Origin of the sequence: Achromobacter sp. E1, from assembly GCF_037039475.1 — a bacterium.
Lineage (GTDB): Bacteria > Pseudomonadota > Gammaproteobacteria > Burkholderiales > Burkholderiaceae_B > Achromobacter > Achromobacter mucicolens.
Map to the genome: position 1 here is coordinate 5580331 of NZ_CP146253.1, position 18814 is coordinate 5599144.

Genomic DNA, 18814 nt, shown 5'->3' on the forward strand with positions numbered 1-18814 from the left:
GGCGCCCCATGAACCAACCCGCCGAGCCGCGCCTGCGCGTCGCCGTCCTGGGTGCGGGCAGTTGGGGCACCGCGCTGGCGGCGGCCGCCAGCCGCCGCCACCCCACCCAGCTTTGGGCGCGCGAAGCCGCGCAAGCGGCCGCCATGGCCGCCACCCACGAAAATGCCCGCTATCTGGCGGGCATTTCCCTGCCCAAGACGCTGCAGTTTTCCGCCGATCTGGACGCCACGCTGCGCACCTTGCAGGACGACGCCGCGCGCCCGCTGATCGTGTTGGGCGTGCCCGTCGCGGGTCTCATGTCCATCTGCGAGGCGCTGTCGCAACGGCTGCCCGCCCTGGGCCTGCAGGACACCCCCATCGTCTGGACGTGCAAGGGCTTTGAAGCCGACACGGCCAGGCTGCCCCACGAAATCATGCGCGAGGCCCTGCCCGGCGCAACGGGCGGCGCCTTGTCAGGCCCCTCGTTCGCTCGCGAGGTCGCGCAAGGCCTGCCCGTCGCACTGACGGTCGCCAGCAGCAGCCCCGCGCTGCGCGAGGTCACGACCGCGGCGTTCCATGGCGCGGCGCTGCGGGTCTACGCCAGCACCGACCTGGTCGGCGTCGAGGTGGGCGGCGCGCTAAAGAACGTGATCGCGGTTGCCTGCGGCATCTGCGACGGCCTTGCGCTGGGCACCAATGCCCGCGCGGCCCTGATTACCCGCGGCCTGGCCGAGATGACCCGTTTTGGCGTCGCGCTGGGCGCGCAGGCCGAAACCTTCGCCGGGCTGACCGGCCTGGGCGATCTGGTGCTGACCGCCACGGGCGAGCTATCGCGCAACCGGCGCGTGGGCCTGGAGATCGGCGCCGGCCGCAAGCTGGCCGACATCCTGGCCAGCGGCATCACCGCCGAGGGCGTGCGCTGCGCCCGCGCCGCGCTGGAACGCGCCCGCGCCATCAATGTCGAATTGCCCATTACCGAAGCCGTGTGCGCCGTGCTGTTCGAAGGCGTGGCGCCCATGACGGCCGTCTCGGCCCTGCTGGCGCGGGACGCCCGTTACGAAGGGTCCGGCTCCGGCGAGGCCTTCGGCGCCGCCTAGACCGCGCCTCTGTCCATTCCGCTCCGACAACAACACACGACACCCACCCCGAGGAGACATCCTTCATGACGCAAACCCGCAAGTTCCGGGTCGGCCCGCTGCTGCGTGGCCTTTGCCTGAGCCTGGCCGCCATCGTGCCCTTTGCCGCCCATGCCGACTGGCCTGAGCGCCCGATCCACATGGTGGTGCCCTTCCCGCCGGGCTCGTCTCCCGACATCCTGGCGCGCACGATTTCCGAGCCGCTTTCCCAGGCCCTGGGTCAGCCCATCGTGATCGAAAACAAGCCGGGCGCGGGCGGCAACATCGGCACGCGCATGGTGGCGCAGGCCAAGCCCGACGGCTACACGCTGCTCTACACGATCAACGGCCCGCTGGTCACCGCCCCCACCCTATACAAGAAGACGCTGGGCTACGACCCCCTGACCGATCTGGAGCCGGTGTCGCTGGTGGGCACCAGCCCCAACGTGCTGGTGGTGCCGGGTAGCCTGAAGGTCGACAACGTCCAGGACTTCGTCAAGCTGGTCAAGGGCCGCGGCAATTCGCTGAACTACGGGTCGGTCGGCCCGGGCAGCTCGGCCCACCTGGCCATGGAAATGTTCAAGGAGAGCGCGGGCGTGGACCTGGCGCACATCCCGTACTCCGGCTTTCCCCAGGTCATCACCGCCATCATCGGCGGCGACGTGCAGGCGGGCTTCATGGTGCCGGCGATCGCCGTGCCGCAGGCGCGCGACGGCAAGGTCAAGCTGCTGGCCGTGACAAGCCTGCAGCCCAGCGACGCCCTGCCCGGCGTGCCGACCATGGCCTCGCAAGGCTATCCGGATTTCGAGGCTATCTCGTGGAATGCGATCCTGGCGCCGGCCGGCACGCCCACGCCGATCGTTGAACGGCTCAATAGCGAACTGGCGCGCATCATCAACAGCGATGCCGTGCGCAAGCAGCTCGCGCTGCAATACTTCACGCCCGCCCCGTCCACCCCGGAAGCCCTGACCGCCCGCATCAAGAATGAAAAGGCGCGTTGGGACCTGGTGATCGACAAGCTCAAGCTGTCGCTGGACTGAGCTTCCCGGCCGAAGGGCGGCGCTATGCGCCCCCTTCGTAACCCTGCTGGCGCCAGGCCTCGAACACCGTGACCGCCACGGCATTCGACAGGTTCAGGCTGCGCTGGCCGGCGCGCATCGGCAGCCGCAGCCGCTGCTGGGGCGGAAACATCGCCTGGTGCTCGTCGGACAGGCCGGCGCTTTCGCGGCCAAACACGAACACATCCCCCGGCTTGAAACTGACGTCGGCCACGCTGCGCTGCGCGTGCGTGGTCAGCGCATAGATGCTGGACGCGGCCGCGCCGGTCTCTTCCAGCGCCTCGCGCAGCGTGTCGTGCACGCGCACGGGTTGCCACTCGTGATAGTCCAACCCGGCCCGCCGCATGCGGGCGTCATCCAGTTCAAACCCTAACGGCCGCACCAGATGCAGCTGCGCGCCGGTATTGGCGCACAAGCGAATGGCGTTGCCCGTGTTGGGCGGGATCTCCGGGCAGACAAGAATGACGTGGAACATGGCGCAGGGAAGATGAAAAGGCGTGCGGCCGGAAGCGGCCGCAGGCGTGATTGTCGCCGATTTGCCTGGATGGGCCGGCGCGCGGCGGGCCATCGTGTCGGCCGGGCCTGGACACCGGCCGATGCAATCCGGCGTCATGGCGTGCGCGCGGCCACCAGCACCGTGACGCTGGCCGCGCCCGCCGCCATCAGGGCCGCCGCTGCAGCCCCAGCGGTGCTGCCGGTGGTCATCACGTCGTCCACCACCGCCACATGCCGGCCAAGAACGTTGCCGGTGCAGGTGAAAAGACCCGCGGCCCCGCGCTGCCTGGCGCGCCGGTCCAGCGTGGCCTGCCGGGGCGTCTCGCGCCGCCGCGCCAGGGCAAGGCGCGGCGCGGGCAGCGACAGTTCGGCCGCCAGGCTGCGCGCGATCTCGGCCGCCGGGTTCATGCCGCGCTGGCGCAGCGACGTGCGGCTGGCCGGGATGGGGACCAGGAGCAGATCGGCAGGCCAGGCGCCCGCGCCCGGACTGGCTGCCCCGTCCGCCGCCAGCAGCGCGTGCGCCATCAGCCGCGCCAGCACCGGCGCCATGCTGAGCCGCAACTGCGTCTTGAGCATCAGAATCAGCGAGTCGCCGGGCGGCGCGTAGTCAAAGGCCGCGACGGTCCGGCTGAATGGGCGCGGCGCCGCCAGGCAGGCCGCGCAATGCTGCCCGCCGCCTTTGAGGCGAAGCGCGCACTGCGGGCATCTGGCCGATGTGCCCGGCGGCCCCGCCAGGATGTCGGCCTGGCAGCCGGCGCACAACCGCGCCCCCGCGACCCGTGCGCCGCATAACGGGCAATCGCCGCCCACGCGCGACAGCAGCCGTCGCCCCATGTCCAGTAGGGGCAATCGGAGCCTGCGGCCGGGATGCGCAATAATGTGTGCCATCCCAGATCAAACCATGCTCCGCCCCGGGCGATCCCGCGGGCGCGACCGAAATGTCCCTGCCAGAAACCGCAACGCCCCCCTCCCTGCCCCTCGTCAGCGCCGACGTGCCGCGCCAATTCGCGCGCCGCGGCGACCTGGCTGACGCCCAATTCCTTTATGGCGAGGTGGCGCGCCGCATGCTCGGCCGCCTGCAGTACATCCGCGTGCAGCCGCAAGCATTGCTGGACGCGGGCTGCGGCGCCGGCGACAACCTGCCGCTGCTGCGCGAGCGCTACCCGGATGCCGCCTATACCGGCCTGGACAACTGTGAGCCGCTGCTCAGCCAAGCGCGCAAGCGCCACGCGCCGGGCGGCCTGTCGGCCTGGATCGGCAAGCTGGCGCGCCGCGGCCCCGCCGCCCCCGCGTTCGTCAACGCGGATCTGGCCAATACCGGCCTGCCCCCCGAATCGCTGGAGCTGGTGTGGTCGAACATGGCCATGCACTGGCACCGCGAACCGCACGCCGTGCTGGCCGAATGGCGCCGCATCCTGAAAGTGGGCGGCTTGGCGATGTTCTCCTGTCTGGGACCGGCCACCCTGCGCGAACTGCGCCAGGCGGTGGCCGACGCGGGCCTGCGCACCGCCACGCCGTCCTTCGTGGACATGCACGACTTCGGCGACCTGCTGGTGGAGAACGGCTTCGCGGATCCGGTCATGGACCAGGAAATCCTGACCCTGACCTATCGCAGCCCGGAAAAGCTGCTGCAGGATGTGCGAGCGCTGGGCGGAAACCCGGCCGAAGGCCGCCGCGGCGGGTTGGTGGGACGGGATTGGCGCGACCGCCTGTGCGCCGCGCTGGAAGCGCAGCGCAATGCCGATGGTCTGATCGTGCTGAGCATCGAGGTGGCGTACGGCCACGCCTGGCGCGCCGCCGCGCATCGGACCGTGGCGGGAGAAACCCGCCTGTCCGTCAGCGCGATCGGCGGCCGGCACCGCGGCGCCCCCTGACACGGGGGCCCCGCCGCTGGCACTTCTAGTGCAGCCGTTCGGGCACGATGACGCCGGGCTCGGAAGCGGCCAGGCTCTGCATGGGCTCGGACGTCGCCCGGATCCGGCGGCGCAGCACCGCAGTGGGCTCCGCGGGCGGCGCGACGGGAGCCGCCGTGCCGCGCCAGGCATTGGACATGGCCTCCACCACCAGCGGCAGGTCGCGCAGGCGGTGATACTGGCTGCGCAGCCAGCGGGCATCGTTGCCGGCACGCATGGCATCGTCGCGCAGGGCGGCGATCATGTCGCCCGTGCCCAGTTCCTCGGCCACCGGCATCAGGCGCTGGAACAGCGCACGCAGATGGTCGATCAGGCGCACGCGTTGCCCTTCCGGCGTCACGTAGCTGCCTTGCAGGCCAAAGCGGCAGGCCTGGAAATGGTTGCTGCGGTAGGACAGCCACGCGTTGTCGCTGGGATCTTCCTCGCGCATCAGCAGCACCGCCAGCACCTGGGCAAACGCCGCCACCTGGCAGGCGCGTTCCACGGTCAGCGGCGTGTCGCAAACACGGATTTCGACCGTCCCGTACTCGGGCTTGGGACGGATATCCCAGTACAGGTCCTTGATGCTTTCGGCCAGGCCGAAGGCGCGCAGTTGCGACAGATGGGCCTCGAACTGGTACCAGTCCTTGACCTCGGCGGGCATATGCCCGGCGAGCGGGAAGCTGTTGACCGCGTTCAGGCGCGAGCACGAGAACAGGGTGTCCACGCCTTCGCAGTAAGGCGAAGAGGCCGACAGCGCGATGAAATGCGGCACGTAGGGCGACAGGCGGCGCAAAAGCTTGATGGAATCGTCGCCGCTCTTGACGCCCAGATGGATGTGCTGGCCGAAAACCGTAAATTGACGCGCCAGGTAACCGTACATTTCGGCCAGGTACTGGAAGCGCGGGGTATCCGAGATGGAGCGTTCCTGCCAGCGCATGAAGGGATGGGCGCCGCCGCCCGCCACCGACACGCCCACCGCGTCGGCCGCTTCAACCAGGGCGTCGCGCATCTCGCGCATTTCGGCCAGAAGGCCCATGGGGTGCTCGTGCACCGAGGAGTTCAATTCGATCATGGACCGCGTGATTTCGGGTTTGACGCGGTCGGCAATAGGATGGTTGGCCATCTGAGCCAACAGTTCGTCAGAGGCTGCAGCAAGGTCAAAACTGCGGGGGTCGATCAGTTGCAACTCAAGTTCGATGCCCAGGGTGTTGGGGGCCGACGAAATGAACGGGATTTGTTCCATCTCGGACTCCTTTGAATGTTTGATGAGGGTATGCGCCGTTCGACCTTGAAGCCCGGCAACTTCCCGGGGGGCGCTAGACGGCGGCTTGTGAACGCATGATAGCCGCAGCTTTGTGGCAAAACGATTGAAAATCGTGACATTTGTGTGCAACATCGCGAATCATCCGGTTTTGCCCTCTGAAGAAAAGTAAGCAAGCGCTCACAGCATAGGATTGGCGCGGGTCGCCACCGCGCCAGGCGCCGAAAGCCAGTATTGACGGGGATTTTGAGAGGGGGTGGGATAACCCTGATTAGGGTTATCCCTTATCGAATTGACGCTGGACGGCGGCTATTTGCGCCAGAAGATCGGGGTGAACAGGACCAGCACGGTCATCAATTCCAGGCGGCCGATCAACATCGCGAAGGTGCACACCCAGATCTGGAAATCCGAGAGCACCGCAAAGCTGCCCATCGGCCCGACAGGGCCCAGGCCGGGGCCCGTGTTGTTCACCGTGGCAAATACTGCCGAAAACGCGGTGATGGGGTCCAGGCCCGACAACAGCAGCAGGCTGGTGAACACGGCAATGGTCATGCCGTAGAACAGCATGAAGGCCAGCACCGACGACATGGTGCGCCCCTCGACCGCCCGTCCGTGGATCCGTACCGGGCTGACGGCATGCGGATGCAACATCGTGACGAGTTCGTTGCGTGCCTGTTTGACCAGGAGAATCGCGCGGATCATCTTGATTCCGCCCCCCGTGGACCCGGCAGACGTGGCAAACCCCGAAAGCAGCAACATCGTCAGCGGTGCAAACAAAGGCCATTGGGCATAGTCAGTGTTTGCGTAACCGGTTGTGGTTGCCACAGAAATGGTATTGAACATGCCATACCGAAGCGCCTCAAGCGGATCGGCGTAAACATCTTTCAGATACAGAAATGTGGAGATGACCAGCCCTGCCCCAAGCACGACGGCCAGATACGGGATTGCCTCGGGACAGCGCAGGTAAGCGCGGGGGCTACGCTGACGAAAGGCGTTGAAGTGGGTGGCGAAGTTGATCCCGGCAATCACCATGAAGACCATGGCCACGATTTCCACTGCCACCGAGTCAAAGTGCGCGAAGCCATCGTCCCACGTGGAAAAACCGCCCAGCCCCATGGTGGTGGCCATGTGGCACCACGCCTCGAACCAGGACAGCCCGGCCAGCCGGTAGGCCAGGAAACAGAGGATCGAAAATACGAAATACACCGCGTACAGGGCCTTGGCCGTGCTGGCGATGCGCGGAGTCAGCCGTTCATCCTTCATGGGCCCCGGGGTTTCGGCGCGAACCACCTGGTGTCCGCCGACGCCCAGCAGCGGCAAAATGGCCACGGCCAACACCAGGATCCCCATGCCGCCGATCCAGACAAGCGTGGCACGCCACAGGTTGATCGATGGCGGCAAGGCATCCAGGTTGGTCAAGACCGTTGCGCCGGTAGTGGTCAGCCCCGACATGGCCTCGAAATATGCGCTCGTGAATGACAGCGGCAAGCCGGCGCGATGAAAGTAGAGCATCAGCGGGATGGCGGCCAGCAACGGCAGTCCGGCCCATACTGCCGACACCAGGACAAATCCGTCGCGCGCCCGCAGCTCACTGCGATTTGCACGCGTCAACGCCACCAAGCCGCCACCGATGCCGATCGAGATCAGAAACCCGTCCCGGAAGGCATCTCTGGCCGCATCCGCCCCGAGATAGGCGATGCCTAGCGGGATGAGCATGGTGAGGGCAAACATCACCATGGTGAGCCCCAGAATGTACGAAGTGGCCAGGACGCGCTTCATGGGGACTTATCCGGCCGCGAGGGGTTGGGCAAAGCGGCGCATCAGAAAAAGGACGCCGAGACCTGAAACAGCTTTTCGACGCGCGGCATCTGCTTTCGCGAGGGTACGAATACGATGACATGGTCGTCCGTTTCGATCTCGGTATCCGCGTCGGGCAGGATGATTTCTTCGCCGCGCACCAGCGCGCCGATGCTGGCGCCCTTGGGCAGGCTGATCTTGCCCACCGCGCGGCCCACCACCTTGGACGTGGAGCGGTCGCCATGGGCAATGGCTTCCAGGGCCTCCGCCACGCCCTGGCGCAGCCGATGCACGGCGGCCACGTCGCCGCGGCGCACGTGGCGTAGCAGCTCGCTCATGGTGGCTTGCGATGGCGACACCGCGATGTCGATATGGCTGCCCTGCATCAGTTCGCCGTACGCCTGCCGGTTGATCAGCGCGATCACCTTGCGCGCGCCCAGCCGCTTGGCCAGCAACGACGACATGATGTTGTCCTCGTCGTCGCTGGTCAGCGCCAGCCAGGTGTCCATGTCTTCGATGTTCTCGCGCTCGAGCAGCGCCTCGTCGGTGCCGCTGCCGTGCAGGACCAGCACGCTGTCCGGCAACTGGGTCGCCAGGTATTCGCAGCGTTTCAGGTCGTGCTCGATGATGCGCACGCTGTACTTTTCTTCGGCGAGCTGGCGCGCGAGCCGCAGGCCAATATTGCCGCCGCCCGCGATCATCACGCGGCGCACGGCCCGCTCCGCGTCGCGCAGCTTGCGCACGGCGCGGCGGGCATGGTCGGAATCCACGACCAGCACGACTTCGTCGCCCGGCGCGATGACGGTGCCGCTGCCCGCGCGCAGAGGACGCCCGCCGCGCAGCACGTCGATCACGCGCGCCTTCACGTCCGGCCAGACATCGCGCAGCTTGTCGACCGGCGAATGCGCCATCGGGCTGCCATGCCCCACGCGCACCGTCACGACGCTGACACGGCCTTCGGCAAATTCCACGACCTGCAGGGCTTCCGGGAATTCGATCAGGCTGTGCAGGTAGGTGGTGACGCTGCGTTCAGGGCTGATGAGCGCGTCGATGCAGAAGCCTTCTTCGCTCATGAGTTCCGGATGCTCGGGAAACTCGGCCGAACGGATGCGGGCGATGCGGCGGGGAACGTTGAAGAGCTGGCGCGCAATCTTGCACGCGACCATGTTGGCGGCGTCCGACGCCGCACAGGCGATGAAAAGATCGGTGTCGGCGGCGCCGGCGTTTTCAAGCACCGACACCTGCGAGCCGTCTCCCAGGACGACACGCAGGTCGAAGTGTTCTTGCAGATACTTGAGTTGCGCAGGGTCGGAATCGATGACCGTGATGTCGTTTTGCTCGGACACCAGGTTTTCCGCCACGCTGGTGCCCACGCGACCAGCGCCCATGATGAGGATCTTCATGTGCTGCGCTTGCGCGCGGACTCGATGCCCAATTGCTTGAGCTTGCGGTAAAGGTGGGTGCGTTCCAGCCCTGTCCGTTCGGACACGCGCGTCATGCTGTGGCTTTCCCTGACCAGGTGGTATTCAAAGTAGATGCGCTCGAATTCGTCGCGCGCCTCGCGCAGCGGCTGGTCCAGCGAGATGCTGCCAAGCTGGCCGTTGGAGGTGGCCGGCGCATCGTTGACCGACACGGCAGCCAGCGCGGCCGGCGGATCGAGTTCGTCTTCCAGTGCGACCACCGGGCTGGCGACCGCCGGATTGGCGGCGGCAGGCGTCGGATGCGGCAAGCGGCCCCGTGCCAGACCCGCGGCAACTGTCTTGAGCAGACGCTGCAGCGTGATGGGCTTTTCCAGGAAATCCATGGCGCCGATGCGCGTGGCTTCGACTGCCGTGTCGATGGTGGCGTGGCCGCTCATCATGATGACAGGCATGTCCAGCAAGCCTTGCGAGCCCCACTCCTTGAGCAGGCTGACACCGTCGGTGTCGGGCATCCAGATGTCCAGCAACACCAGATCGGGACGCATGCGAAGACGGGCAGCGCGCGCTTGCGCCGCGTTTTCGGCCAGCTCGACCGTGTGTCCCTCGTCGTAAAGGATTTCCGACAAAAGCTCGCGTATACCGACTTCGTCGTCAACCACCAGAATTCTGGCCATAAAGCATCCACCTATTGCGTAGCCGCATTATCCTTTTCTTGCGCGGTGGCGTCCATAGTATCGGACCCGGGCGCGAGCCGGGTCAACAGGATGGAAATCCGCGCCCCTCCTTCCTTGCGGTTGGCAAGGTCGATACGTCCGCCATGCTCTTCCACGATCTTGCGGACGATTGCCAATCCTAACCCAGTCCCGTGGGACTTTGTGGTTACGTAGGGCTCGAACGCGCGCTGCATGACCTGCGGCGGGAAGCCCGGACCGGTGTCGGCGACCGTGAAACGCAGCGCCTGATGGGCCACGCGATCGGGCTGTTCGCTGCGCATGAGCTGCGTCGTCACGCTGACGCGGCCCTGGCCGCCCAGTTCCGCGATCGCGTCGCGGGCATTCGACAGCAGGTTGTGAATCACCTGCCGAAGCTGGGTCGGATCGCCTTCGATGTCGGGCAGCCCGGCCGCCAGGCTCACGTCCAGGTTCAGGGTCTTCTCGGTCAGGCGCGAGGACCCGCCCTCGGGCTCCCAGCCGTACAGCGACAGCACGTCCGCCACCAGCGCGTTGAAGTTGATGCGTTGCATGACGGCCGGCGGCGTGCGGGCGTATTCGCGGAAGTCATCCACCATCTGCTTGAGCGACGCCACCTGGTTCACGATCGTGTTGGTCGAGCGCGCCACGATCTGGGCCTCGGCGGGCGGCAACTTGCCTTCCAGCTTCATGGCAAGGCGCTCGGCCGAGAGCTGGATGGGGGTCAGCGGATTCTTGATTTCGTGGGCCAGACGACGCGCCACCTCGCCCCACGCCACCGTCCGGTTGGCCGAGATGACTTCGGTGATGTCGTCGAACACCACCAGATAGCCGTTGCCGCGTCCGTCCACGCGCAGGTGCGTGCCCCGCGCCAGCAGCGTCAGCGGCTGCGATGCGGTCTCGCCTTCGACCGCGGCGGGCGCGATTTCGAACTGCTGCTGCCAGTGCTGGCGTTCGGAACCGACCGCCGCATGCGTGGAAAACGCCTGACGCACGATGTTCGCAAACTCCAGCATGCCGTCCGCCGTCTCCAGCGGGCGGCCGATCACCGAACGCAGGTCGGCGCCCAGGATGGTCTGGGCGCCCTGGTTGACCGTGGTGACGCGGAAGGCTTCATCGAACACCAGCACGCCGGAGGACAGGTTGGACAGCACGCTTTCCAGGTACACGTTGGAGCGCTCGAGCTGCTGGCGGTTGCTTTCGACCATGCGGCGCGCCTCGTCGAGCTGTCGCGTCATGGCGTTGAACGAGCGCGTGAGTTGGCCGACTTCGTCGCGTTCCGGCGGTTCGGGCAAGGGCCGGTAGTCGCCCACGCCCACCGCCTGCGTGCCGCCTGCCAGGCTCAGCAGCGGGCGCACCAGCCGCTTGGACAGGGACAGCGCCACCGCGATGGCGCCAAACGCCGCCAGCAGCAGGGCCAGCGTCAGCGTGATGCCGTAGAGCTTGCGCAGGCCCAGCCGCGACAGCGCCAGCTCCTGGTAATCGCGAAAGCCCTGTTGCACGAGGTTGGCGTTGTGCGCGATCTGCTCGGGCACCGGCTGCAGCAGCTGCAGCCAGCGGGGTTCGGACGCTGGCCCCAGCAGGTTGTCGTAGCGGTCCGGGCCGTTCAGCGGGATCACCACGCGCAGATGCAGGCCGCCCTCGGCGCCCGGCGTCACGGGATCGTCGGCTTCGGCCGCCGAGTAGCCGCGCGCCAGCCGCAACTGGTTCATCACCGTGGACGGCGGCATTGCAGGCAGCAGTTGCCCATACTGGCTGGTCGAAAATGCCACCATGCGGCCGCTGCCCGTGAACACCATGGCTTCCTGCACGCCATTGGCCTCGCGCAGCCGGGTCAGCGCCAGCGTCACGCCGCTGTCGGTGCTGCGGTTCAGCTCGACGGCCATCGAGCGCGCCCGCGCGTCCAGGTCCGCCAGCAGCGAATCCAGCGCGGCGCGGCCCAGGTTCAGGCCGGCTTCCAGCGCCGTATCCACGCGCACGTTGAACCAGGATTCGATGGAGCGCGACATGAACTGCACCGACACGGTGTAGATGAGCGCGCCGGGCACCACGCCGATCAGGGCGAACGCCAGGGAAAATCGGGCGGTAAGCCGCGCGCCGAACTGCCGGCGCCGGATCTGCCGGGCCAGCCGCACCGTCAGCGCGACCACCCAGACAAAGAGCGCCAGCGCGAAAATGCCGTTCAGGACCAGCAACGTGTCGTAGTAGCGCGCAAAGCGCGAGGCGTTTCCGGTGGACCAGGCCAGAAGGCCCAGCAGCGCCAGACCGCTCACGGCGCCGACCATCAGCGCCAGCCGAAGCAAAAGCCTCATGAGGGATCTTTCTCCTTGTCGCCCAACATGAACGAGAAGTCCATCCACGGCGTCGCCTGCGCCCACGAACTGCTGTTCAGGGCATTGACCTGGAACGGCCGCGGCAGCAGCGACGTATCCAGCCTCAGGCGCAATTGCCCGTTGTATTCCGACCCCGCATCAAACTCGCTCGCCTCTGCCACCCGCCAATTACGGATGTGCCGGATGGCGCTCATCGCGTCGTCCAGCGAGGCCACCGGAAAGGACAGCTCGCCCACGCCCGCCCGCCATTGCCGGGTCAGCGCGTTATAGACCACCCGCCAGGTGCGTGACGTGTCCACCAGCGACTGGTCGAACCAGTACCAGCGCTCGCGGGTGATGGTGAGGTCGGCCGTGAAATACAAGGCGACACCGCGCTGGGCGGCGTCGCGCAACTGCTGATTCAGCTCGAATTCGATATCCGCGTCGATTTCGAGGTTGCCGTCCCGCACCACCGGATCCACCCGGGTGACGCGGGGTTCGGACGCATGCGCCAAGCCGCCCGGCGCGGTCAAAAGCACGGCAGATACCAGCAACAACCCAAGAAATACGCGCGAAATAATGGACATACGGCACCGGGACTACGTCATGCCCCTATTCTTCGGGATTCAGGACTGCTTGGCAAACAAGGCGTAGAAAAACCCGTCGTGTTGCGCCGCGGGTGTTGCATCGACCGCAACTGGCAGCAACTGGCCCGGTGCCTCCAGGCGGGTCGCGTCGGGGTGGCGCTGCAGAAACTCCAGGGCCTGGCGCGTGCCCTCGATCGGAAAGACCGAGCATGTCACATAGAGCAGGCGGCCGCCCGGCGCCACGGTGGACCAGAGCGCGTCCAGGATCCGGGTCTGCAGGCTGGCCGTGCGGCGCAGGTCGTTCTCGCGGCGCAGCCAGCGGATGTCGGGGTGACGGCGCACGATGCCCGACGCCGTGCAGGGCACGTCGGCCAGCACCGCGTCAAAGGGCTTGCCGTCCCACCAGGCGTCCAGGTCGGCCGCATCGGCCGCCTTGAGCCGGACGTGATCGCCGCCCAAGCCCAGCCGCGCCAGGTTCTGTTCCACGCGGGCAAGCCGGTCGGCATCGGCGTCCAGGGCAAGCAGGTCGATATCGGCCAGCTCAAGCAGGTGCGCCGTCTTGCCGCCCGGCGCCGAGCACGCGTCCAGCACCCGCATGCCGTTCGCGGGCGCCAGCAATTCGGCGGCGAGCTGCGCGCCCGCGTCCTGCACCGACCACCAGCCCTCGGCAAAGCCGGGCAACTGCGTCACCGGTTTGGGCGTGGCGAGCACCACGCCCGACTGGCCCACCGGCTCGGCCGCCAGGCCCGCATCGGCAAACGCCGCCAGCACCTGTTCGCGCGTGGCGCGACGGCGGTTCACCCGCAGCGTCAGCGGGGCCGGCAGGTTGGCGGCCGCCAGGATGTCGCGCCATTGCTTGGGATAGGCCACGGTCAGTTGCTTGACCCACCAGCCGGGGTGATTGAATTGCGCCTCGGGGCTGTCGGCCACCGCGGCTTCAAGCGCGGCACGTTCGCGCAGGAAGCGGCGCAGGCAGGCGTTGAGCATGCCTTTGTACGACGCCAGGGCGCGCGAGCCGGCGGCCGCGGTCACCGCCTGGTCGACGACCGTGTGCGGGGCGTAGACCGGCATGCCGGGCAAGGCCACGGCCGCATCGCCCTCTTCCTTGAGCAGCGTCAGCGACACCAGCAGCAGAGACTCGAACAGCACGCTGGGATAGCGCTGCACCATCTCGCGCCCGACCGCATCGGCCCAGCCCAGGTAGCGCATCGCATGAAACGACACGGCCTGCGTCGCCGGACGCAGCGCGGCGTCCACGTCGGCCAGCGCCTCGGTGAGCGAACGGCCGTCGAGCACACCCTCCACCACTTCCGCGCTGGCAAGAAGGACTGAAGAGAGCGGAGGAGCCAGATTGGGGGAGTCGGAACGCGTGGACATGGGGCGAAATCAAAGAGTAAGACCGCTATGGTAGCCCGGACCTGGACGAGAGGGCGGCGGGCGCGGCACACTGGGTGCCTGCCCCGGAGCTCGATATGACCCTTGCCACGCTGCTGCTGTTCGTCCTGGCCTCTGCCGTCGCCATCATCACGCCCGGTCCCACCGTGCTTCTCGCCCTGTCCAACGGCTCGCGCCACGGCGTGCGCGCCGCATGCTGGGGCATGGGCGGCGCCGTGCTGGCCGATCTGGTCCTGATCGGCGCGGTGGCCTGCGGCCTGGGCGTGCTGCTGGCGGCCTCCGAAGTCGCCTTCCAGATCGTCAAATGGGCGGGCGCGGCGTATCTGGCGTGGCTGGGCGTCAAGCTCCTGCGTTCGGACGCGGCGCTGACCCTGCCGTCCGAGCGCCCCCGCGACACCCGTCCGGACGGCCTGGCCCTGGGCATGCGCAGCTTCGTCGTAGCGCTGACCAACCCCAAGGCCCTGCTTTTCATGTCGGCCTTTCTGCCCCAGTTCATCAACCCCGCGGCGCCGCTGCCCGCCCAATACGCCATCCTGGCCGGGATCCTGGCGCTGCTGAACGTGGCGACGATGCTGGCGTACGCCACCCTGGGCGCCCAGATGGTCCGCGCCTTCCAGGCGGGCGGTCTGCGCTGGCTGAACCGGATCTGCGGGGGCATGCTGATCGGTCTGGCCGGGACGCTGGCCCTGTACCGGCGCACCGCAGCCTGAACCGGACACGGGCCGACGGTCCGCGCCCGCTTCTCCGCCCCCCTTTTTGCAGGCCTGTTGCGCACCTAGCGCTATCCGCGCCTACGGCAATGCCGTATAATTTCGCGCTTTCCTGCCATCGCCATGGCGAGCGGCCGCCAGCCTCGAATTCGCTTGGCGGGAAAACGCCGCCCCCCTCCCCCCTTGATTGAGTTATGAATAAGGCTGTTCCGCTTGCCCGGTCCGTCCGGTGGCAGGCGTCGCACATCAGCGAAGCGCGCAATCGCGTGGGCCTGCCGCAGGCGGATTTCGCGGCGTTGCTGGGCGTAAGCGTGCGGACCTTGCAGGATTGGGAACAAGGCCGGCGCAATCCTTCTGGCGCCGCGCAGACATTGCTGCGGGTCGCCATGCTGCATCCCGAAACGCTGCGCCACCTGTCCTCCGTGGACGCCCCGGCCTGGCCCTGACCCTTTGACGATTACCCCGCCGCACGCCCAATGCCCGTGCGCGAACCTACGGTGAATTAGATTGGAAGTTATTGAACATTCCCGCCCCGGCAAAGGCGCCGGCACTAATCCCAGCAATGGCGCCGACGCGACGCTGGACGCCATCACGGCCGCCGCCCAAGAGGCCAACCCGGGGCGCGCGCCGCGCGTGGGGTTCGTGTCGCTGGGCTGCCCCAAAGCCCTGGTCGACTCCGAACGCATCCTGACCCAGCTGCGCACCGAAGGCTACGAAATCACGCCGGAATACAACGGTGCCGACGTGGTCGTCGTGAACACCTGTGGTTTCATCGACAGCGCCAAGGCCGAGTCGCTGGAAGCCATCGGCGAAGCCCTTGCCGAGAACGGTAAGGTCATCGTGACCGGCTGTATGGGCGTCGAGGAATCGGTGATCCGCGACGTGCATCCCAGCGTGCTGTCGGTGACCGGTCCCCAGCAATATGAAGAGGTCGTGCGCGCCGTGCACGGCGTGGCGCCCCCGCGCACGGACCACAATCCCTACGTGGACCTGGTGCCGCCGCAGGGCGTGAAGCTCACGCCGCGCCACTACGCGTACTTGAAGATCTCCGAAGGCTGCAATCATCGCTGCAGCTTCTGCATCATTCCCTCGATGCGCGGCGACCTGGTCAGCCGTCCCGTCGGCGACGTGCTCAATGAAGCCGAGCGCCTGGTGAAGGCCGGCGTGAAAGAGCTGCTCGTGATCTCGCAGGACACCAGCGCCTACGGCGTGGACCTGAAATACCGCAGCGGTTTCTGGAACGGCCGCCCGGTCAAGACCCGCATGACCGAGCTCTGTATGGCCTTGTCCGAAATGGGCGTCTGGACGCGCCTGCATTACGTGTACCCGTACCCGCACGTCGACGAAGTGATTCCGCTGATGGCCGAGGGCAAGATCCTGCCCTACCTGGACATCCCGTTCCAGCACGCCAGTCCGCGCATCCTGAAGCTGATGAAGCGCCCGGCCTTCGAAGACAAGACGCTTGCGCGCATCAAGCGCTGGCGCGAAATCTGCCCGGACCTGACGATCCGCTCGACCTTCATCGTCGGCTTTCCCGGCGAAACCGAGGAAGACTTCCAATATCTGCTGGACTGGATGCAGGAAGCGCAGCTGGACCGCGTGGGCTGTTTCCAGTATTCGCCGGTTGAAGGCGCGCCGGCCAACCTGCTGGACGATCCGGTGCCGGACGACGTCAAGCAGGATCGCTGGGAGCGCTTCATGGCGCTGCAGCAGACCATCTCCGCCCAGCGCCTGGCGCTGAAGGTCGGCCGCGAGATCGACGTGCTGATCGATGAGGTCGACGAAGACGGCGCGGTGGGCCGCAGCGCGGGCGACGCGCCGGAAATCGACGGCTGCGTCTACGTCAGTTCGGACAAGCCCCTGCAGCCGGGCGACATGGTGCGCGTGCGCGTCACCGAGTCCGACGAGTACGACCTCTGGGCCGACGCGCTGTAAAAGCAGCGACTTCGGATAAACGCCGTCCGGCGCATCGCGCGCCGGACGGCGTTTATCTTTGGGCGTGACGAGCCGCGGATCCCGGGACCCCGCCCCATGCACGCCGCCCCGCGAACGGGGCGGCGCCCGATCAGGACTTGGCCAGGAAGTCCGACAGATCGTCGGCGTGTTCCTCTTCCACCGCCAGGATTTCCTCCAGCAGACGGCGCGTGGTGGAATCCTGTTCACCGATGTAATCGATCATCTGGCGATAGCTGTCGATGGCGATACGCTCGGCGATCAGGTTTTCCTTGATCATCTCTTCCAGCGAATTGCCTTCGACGTATTCCGAGTGGCTGCGGTCCAGAATGCCCTTGGGCGACAGGTTCGGCTCGCCGCCCAGCTGCACGATCCGCTCGGCCAGCTTGTCGGCGTGATCCTGCTCTTGAGCCGCGTGCTCGGCAAACTCGGCCGCGACCGGTTCCGCATTCAGGCCGCGGGCCATGAAATAGTGGCGCTTGTAGCGCAGCACACAGACGATTTCCGTGGCCAACGCTTCATTCAGCAGTTTCAGCACGGTTTCACGGTCTGCGCGATACGTGTCGGTGATGGCGCCGGATTCGATGTCCTTGCGCGCCTTGGCGCGAATCGCCTGCACGTCCATATCGAAGGGACGCTTGTTTTCCTGCGGGTTGCGGTTTGCTTGTTCCATATCGTTAGCTCCTCTAGTCCGTGAAAGCAGCACGACGCTGGACTTCCAGTCGTTTTCGCAATCTTCAGTCTACCGAGCGCGCCGGAACTTGCTGTGTCCAAACATTGCCCGCGTCTCCCCGCGGCGCTCGCCCAGGGTCTCGGGAGTCCTCCGGCAACCTTGCGTAAACTATCGGCTTCGCGAAAGGCCGCGTGACGCAATCTGTAACGCGGCCGGCAATTTCCCACCCGTTTTATGACTCTGAAGAATATCTGCGTGTATTGCGGCTCCAACCCGGGCACGCGCCCGGACTACGTCGAGCAGGCCCGCGTGCTGGCGCGCGAACTCGTCAAGCGCGACCTGGGCCTGGTGTACGGCGGATCCATCGTCGGGATCATGGGCGTGGTGGCCAACGAAGTGCTGGCCGGCGGCGGCCGCGTCATCGGCGTCATCCCCGAACTGCTTCTCAAGAAGGAACAGGCGCATCTGGGGCTGACCGAACTGCACACGGTGCAGAACATGCATGAGCGCAAGGCGATGATGATGGAGAAGGCCGACGGCTTCATCGCCCTGCCCGGCGGCGCCGGCACGCTGGAAGAATTCTTCGAAGTCTGGACCTGGGCGCAATTGAACATGCACCAGAAGCCCTGCGGATTGCTGAACGTGGCTGGGTACTACGATGCCCTGATGCAATTCATTGACCACACCGTGGAAGAAGCATTCATCCGTCCCCAGCATCGCGACATGCTGGTCGTGGAAGAAGACCCTGCCCTGCTGCTGGACCGCTACGCCATCTACGAGCCGCCCAACGTCTCGAAGTGGTTCGATCCGATCCGAAAGCCCTGACCCCCACGCCAAAGACCTGAATGGAAGCCCCCGCAATGCCTACCGATTCGTTGTTCCCCGGTTGCACCGAGTCCGTATTGCGCGACTATTTTCACGCCAAGGACGAGAACCGCCCGCACTACATGGCCCGCGCCTTTGCGCCCGACGCCGTGCTGAAAATGGCCCTGCGCACGCAGGCCATCGCCTTTCCGCCCGAATCGCATGGCCTGGCCGCCATCACCGACACGCTGGTGCGCAAGTTCGGCCAGACCTACGACAACGTCTACACCTTCTACCTGTCGCGCCCTCCTGCGGACACGCGCCTGCCGGATTACCAGTGCGACTGGCTGGTCGGCATGACCGAAAAGGCGACCGGCAACGTGCGCGTGGGCTGTGGGCGATACGACTGGGAATTTCAGCCCGACCCGTATCGCGCCAAGCGCCTGACCATCACGATCGAAACCATGGTGACCCTGCCCCCGGGCGATGCATCCGCGGTGTTCGGCTGGCTGCTGGCCCTGGACTACCCCTGGACCAGCGCTGCGCGCGTGGTCGCCGGCGCTCCGCCGCTTGAAGACCTGGCGCCGGTCGTGCACTATCTGCTTCACCCGCACGGCATGTAGGGATGCGCGACGACGCCTGTCAGCGTGGGAGAGGCGTCCCCGCCCAG

General features: G+C 66.7%; 18 protein-coding genes. 8 read left to right on the forward strand and 10 right to left on the reverse strand.

Features of this window, described 5'->3' with window-relative positions; genetic code table 11:
* The first annotated feature begins 8 nt into the window (after positions 1-8).
* Positions 9-1076, forward strand: coding sequence for an NAD(P)H-dependent glycerol-3-phosphate dehydrogenase (locus V6V88_RS25720; protein ID WP_180097274.1), 1068 nt, complete (start codon positions 9-11; stop codon positions 1074-1076).
* Between the two features lie 65 nt (positions 1077-1141).
* A complete protein-coding gene (locus tag V6V88_RS25725; protein WP_062838971.1) occupies positions 1142-2134 on the forward strand; it encodes a tripartite tricarboxylate transporter substrate binding protein in 993 nt (330 codons plus the stop codon).
* A gap of 22 nt (positions 2135-2156) precedes the next feature.
* Here V6V88_RS25725 and V6V88_RS25730 read toward each other — a convergent pair whose 3' ends face one another.
* Complete coding sequence (locus tag V6V88_RS25730) at positions 2157-2627, reverse strand: tRNA (cytidine(34)-2'-O)-methyltransferase (protein ID WP_062839053.1); 471 nt, start codon at positions 2625-2627, stop codon at positions 2157-2159.
* Positions 2628-2761: 134 nt separating this feature from the next.
* On the reverse strand, positions 2762-3496 hold the full coding sequence (locus tag V6V88_RS25735) for a ComF family protein (RefSeq protein WP_338616966.1): 735 nt from the start codon (positions 3494-3496) through the stop codon (positions 2762-2764).
* Between the two features lie 89 nt (positions 3497-3585).
* On the opposite strand from V6V88_RS25735, the gene V6V88_RS25740 reads away from it, so the two are divergent.
* Complete coding sequence (locus tag V6V88_RS25740) at positions 3586-4521, forward strand: methyltransferase domain-containing protein (RefSeq protein WP_056319728.1); 936 nt, start codon at positions 3586-3588, stop codon at positions 4519-4521.
* 25 nt (positions 4522-4546) lie between these two features.
* Here the strand turns inward: V6V88_RS25740 and V6V88_RS25745 are convergent, their stop codons facing one another.
* The 7 genes from V6V88_RS25745 to rsmB form a co-directional block, all read right to left on the reverse strand.
* The gene (locus V6V88_RS25745) at positions 4547-5785 is read right to left on the reverse strand and encodes a YbdK family carboxylate-amine ligase (RefSeq protein WP_062838968.1); all 1239 of its coding nucleotides are present in this window, start codon (positions 5783-5785) and stop codon (positions 4547-4549) included.
* Between the two features lie 327 nt (positions 5786-6112).
* Positions 6113-7582 (reverse strand): potassium transporter TrkG, encoded by a 1470-nt coding sequence (locus tag V6V88_RS25750; protein WP_062838967.1) that lies wholly within the window; start codon positions 7580-7582, stop codon positions 6113-6115.
* Between the two features lie 41 nt (positions 7583-7623).
* Positions 7624-9003: a Trk system potassium transporter TrkA gene (gene trkA, locus V6V88_RS25755; RefSeq protein WP_062838966.1), complete on the reverse strand. Its 1380-nt coding sequence runs from the start codon at positions 9001-9003 to the stop codon at positions 7624-7626.
* Entirely contained in the window at positions 9000-9695 is a 696-nt protein-coding gene (locus tag V6V88_RS25760) for a response regulator (protein ID WP_338616970.1), read from the reverse strand. The genes trkA and V6V88_RS25760 overlap by 4 nt, the downstream gene beginning before the upstream one ends.
* Positions 9696-9706: 11 nt before the next feature.
* Positions 9707-12022 carry an ATP-binding protein gene (locus V6V88_RS25765; protein ID WP_062838965.1) on the reverse strand — a complete coding sequence of 772 codons (2316 nt, stop codon included), beginning with the start codon at positions 12020-12022 and terminating at the stop codon, positions 9707-9709.
* Positions 12019-12609, reverse strand: coding sequence for a DUF4390 domain-containing protein (locus tag V6V88_RS25770; RefSeq protein ID WP_081100878.1), 591 nt, complete (start codon positions 12607-12609; stop codon positions 12019-12021). Before V6V88_RS25770 ends, V6V88_RS25765 begins: the two co-directional genes overlap by 4 nt.
* Positions 12610-12648: 39 nt before the next feature.
* Positions 12649-13986, reverse strand: a complete 1338-nt coding sequence (gene rsmB, locus V6V88_RS25775; RefSeq protein WP_338616972.1) for a 16S rRNA (cytosine(967)-C(5))-methyltransferase RsmB — start codon at positions 13984-13986, stop codon at positions 12649-12651.
* A 95-nt stretch (positions 13987-14081) separates the two neighbouring features.
* Here rsmB and V6V88_RS25780 point away from each other — a divergent pair, with 95 nt between their 5' ends.
* From V6V88_RS25780 to rimO, 3 genes are all read left to right on the forward strand, one after another.
* Positions 14082-14714, forward strand: coding sequence for a LysE family translocator (locus tag V6V88_RS25780; RefSeq protein WP_338616973.1), 633 nt, complete (start codon positions 14082-14084; stop codon positions 14712-14714).
* Between the two features lie 194 nt (positions 14715-14908).
* A complete protein-coding gene (locus tag V6V88_RS25785) occupies positions 14909-15160 on the forward strand; it encodes a helix-turn-helix domain-containing protein (protein WP_063952133.1) in 252 nt (83 codons plus the stop codon).
* A gap of 142 nt (positions 15161-15302) precedes the next feature.
* Positions 15303-16649 (forward strand): 30S ribosomal protein S12 methylthiotransferase RimO, encoded by a 1347-nt coding sequence (gene rimO / locus V6V88_RS25790; protein ID WP_062839051.1) that lies wholly within the window; start codon positions 15303-15305, stop codon positions 16647-16649.
* A gap of 130 nt (positions 16650-16779) precedes the next feature.
* On the opposite strand, the gene V6V88_RS25795 is transcribed toward rimO, so the two are convergent.
* Positions 16780-17340 carry a ferritin-like domain-containing protein gene (locus tag V6V88_RS25795; RefSeq protein WP_280003993.1) on the reverse strand — a complete coding sequence of 187 codons (561 nt, stop codon included), beginning with the start codon at positions 17338-17340 and terminating at the stop codon, positions 16780-16782.
* Between the two features lie 234 nt (positions 17341-17574).
* Between V6V88_RS25795 and V6V88_RS25800 the strand changes: the two genes are divergently transcribed.
* Positions 17575-18165, forward strand: a complete 591-nt coding sequence (locus tag V6V88_RS25800) for a TIGR00730 family Rossman fold protein (RefSeq protein WP_062838960.1) — start codon at positions 17575-17577, stop codon at positions 18163-18165.
* A gap of 35 nt (positions 18166-18200) precedes the next feature.
* The gene (locus V6V88_RS25805; protein ID WP_062838959.1) at positions 18201-18767 is read left to right on the forward strand and encodes a hypothetical protein; all 567 of its coding nucleotides are present in this window, start codon (positions 18201-18203) and stop codon (positions 18765-18767) included.
* The last annotated feature ends 47 nt before the right edge of the window (positions 18768-18814 follow it).

What these genes read in the sequence shown, in the direction of transcription:
- V6V88_RS25720 (WP_180097274.1), top strand. Translation starts at nt 9, where the DNA reads ATGAACCAACCCGCCGAGCCGCGCCTGCGCGTCGCCGTCCTGGGTGCG.
- V6V88_RS25725 (WP_062838971.1), top strand. Translation starts at nt 1,142, where the DNA reads ATGACGCAAACCCGCAAGTTCCGGGTCGGCCCGCTGCTGCGTGGCCTT.
- V6V88_RS25730 (WP_062839053.1), bottom strand. Translation starts at nt 2,627, where the DNA reads ATGTTCCACGTCATTCTTGTCTGCCCGGAGATCCCGCCCAACACGGGC.
- V6V88_RS25740 (WP_056319728.1), top strand. Translation starts at nt 3,586, where the DNA reads ATGTCCCTGCCAGAAACCGCAACGCCCCCCTCCCTGCCCCTCGTCAGC.
- V6V88_RS25745 (WP_062838968.1), bottom strand. Translation starts at nt 5,785, where the DNA reads ATGGAACAAATCCCGTTCATTTCGTCGGCCCCCAACACCCTGGGCATC.
- V6V88_RS25750 (WP_062838967.1), bottom strand. Translation starts at nt 7,582, where the DNA reads ATGAAGCGCGTCCTGGCCACTTCGTACATTCTGGGGCTCACCATGGTG.
- trkA (WP_062838966.1), bottom strand. Translation starts at nt 9,003, where the DNA reads ATGAAGATCCTCATCATGGGCGCTGGTCGCGTGGGCACCAGCGTGGCG.
- V6V88_RS25760 (WP_338616970.1), bottom strand. Translation starts at nt 9,695, where the DNA reads ATGGCCAGAATTCTGGTGGTTGACGACGAAGTCGGTATACGCGAGCTT.
- V6V88_RS25765 (WP_062838965.1), bottom strand. Translation starts at nt 12,022, where the DNA reads ATGAGGCTTTTGCTTCGGCTGGCGCTGATGGTCGGCGCCGTGAGCGGT.
- V6V88_RS25770 (WP_081100878.1), bottom strand. Translation starts at nt 12,609, where the DNA reads ATGTCCATTATTTCGCGCGTATTTCTTGGGTTGTTGCTGGTATCTGCC.
- rsmB (WP_338616972.1), bottom strand. Translation starts at nt 13,986, where the DNA reads ATGTCCACGCGTTCCGACTCCCCCAATCTGGCTCCTCCGCTCTCTTCA.
- V6V88_RS25780 (WP_338616973.1), top strand. Translation starts at nt 14,082, where the DNA reads ATGACCCTTGCCACGCTGCTGCTGTTCGTCCTGGCCTCTGCCGTCGCC.
- V6V88_RS25785 (WP_063952133.1), top strand. Translation starts at nt 14,909, where the DNA reads ATGAATAAGGCTGTTCCGCTTGCCCGGTCCGTCCGGTGGCAGGCGTCG.
- V6V88_RS25795 (WP_280003993.1), bottom strand. Translation starts at nt 17,340, where the DNA reads ATGGAACAAGCAAACCGCAACCCGCAGGAAAACAAGCGTCCCTTCGAT.
- V6V88_RS25800 (WP_062838960.1), top strand. Translation starts at nt 17,575, where the DNA reads ATGACTCTGAAGAATATCTGCGTGTATTGCGGCTCCAACCCGGGCACG.
- V6V88_RS25805 (WP_062838959.1), top strand. Translation starts at nt 18,201, where the DNA reads ATGCCTACCGATTCGTTGTTCCCCGGTTGCACCGAGTCCGTATTGCGC.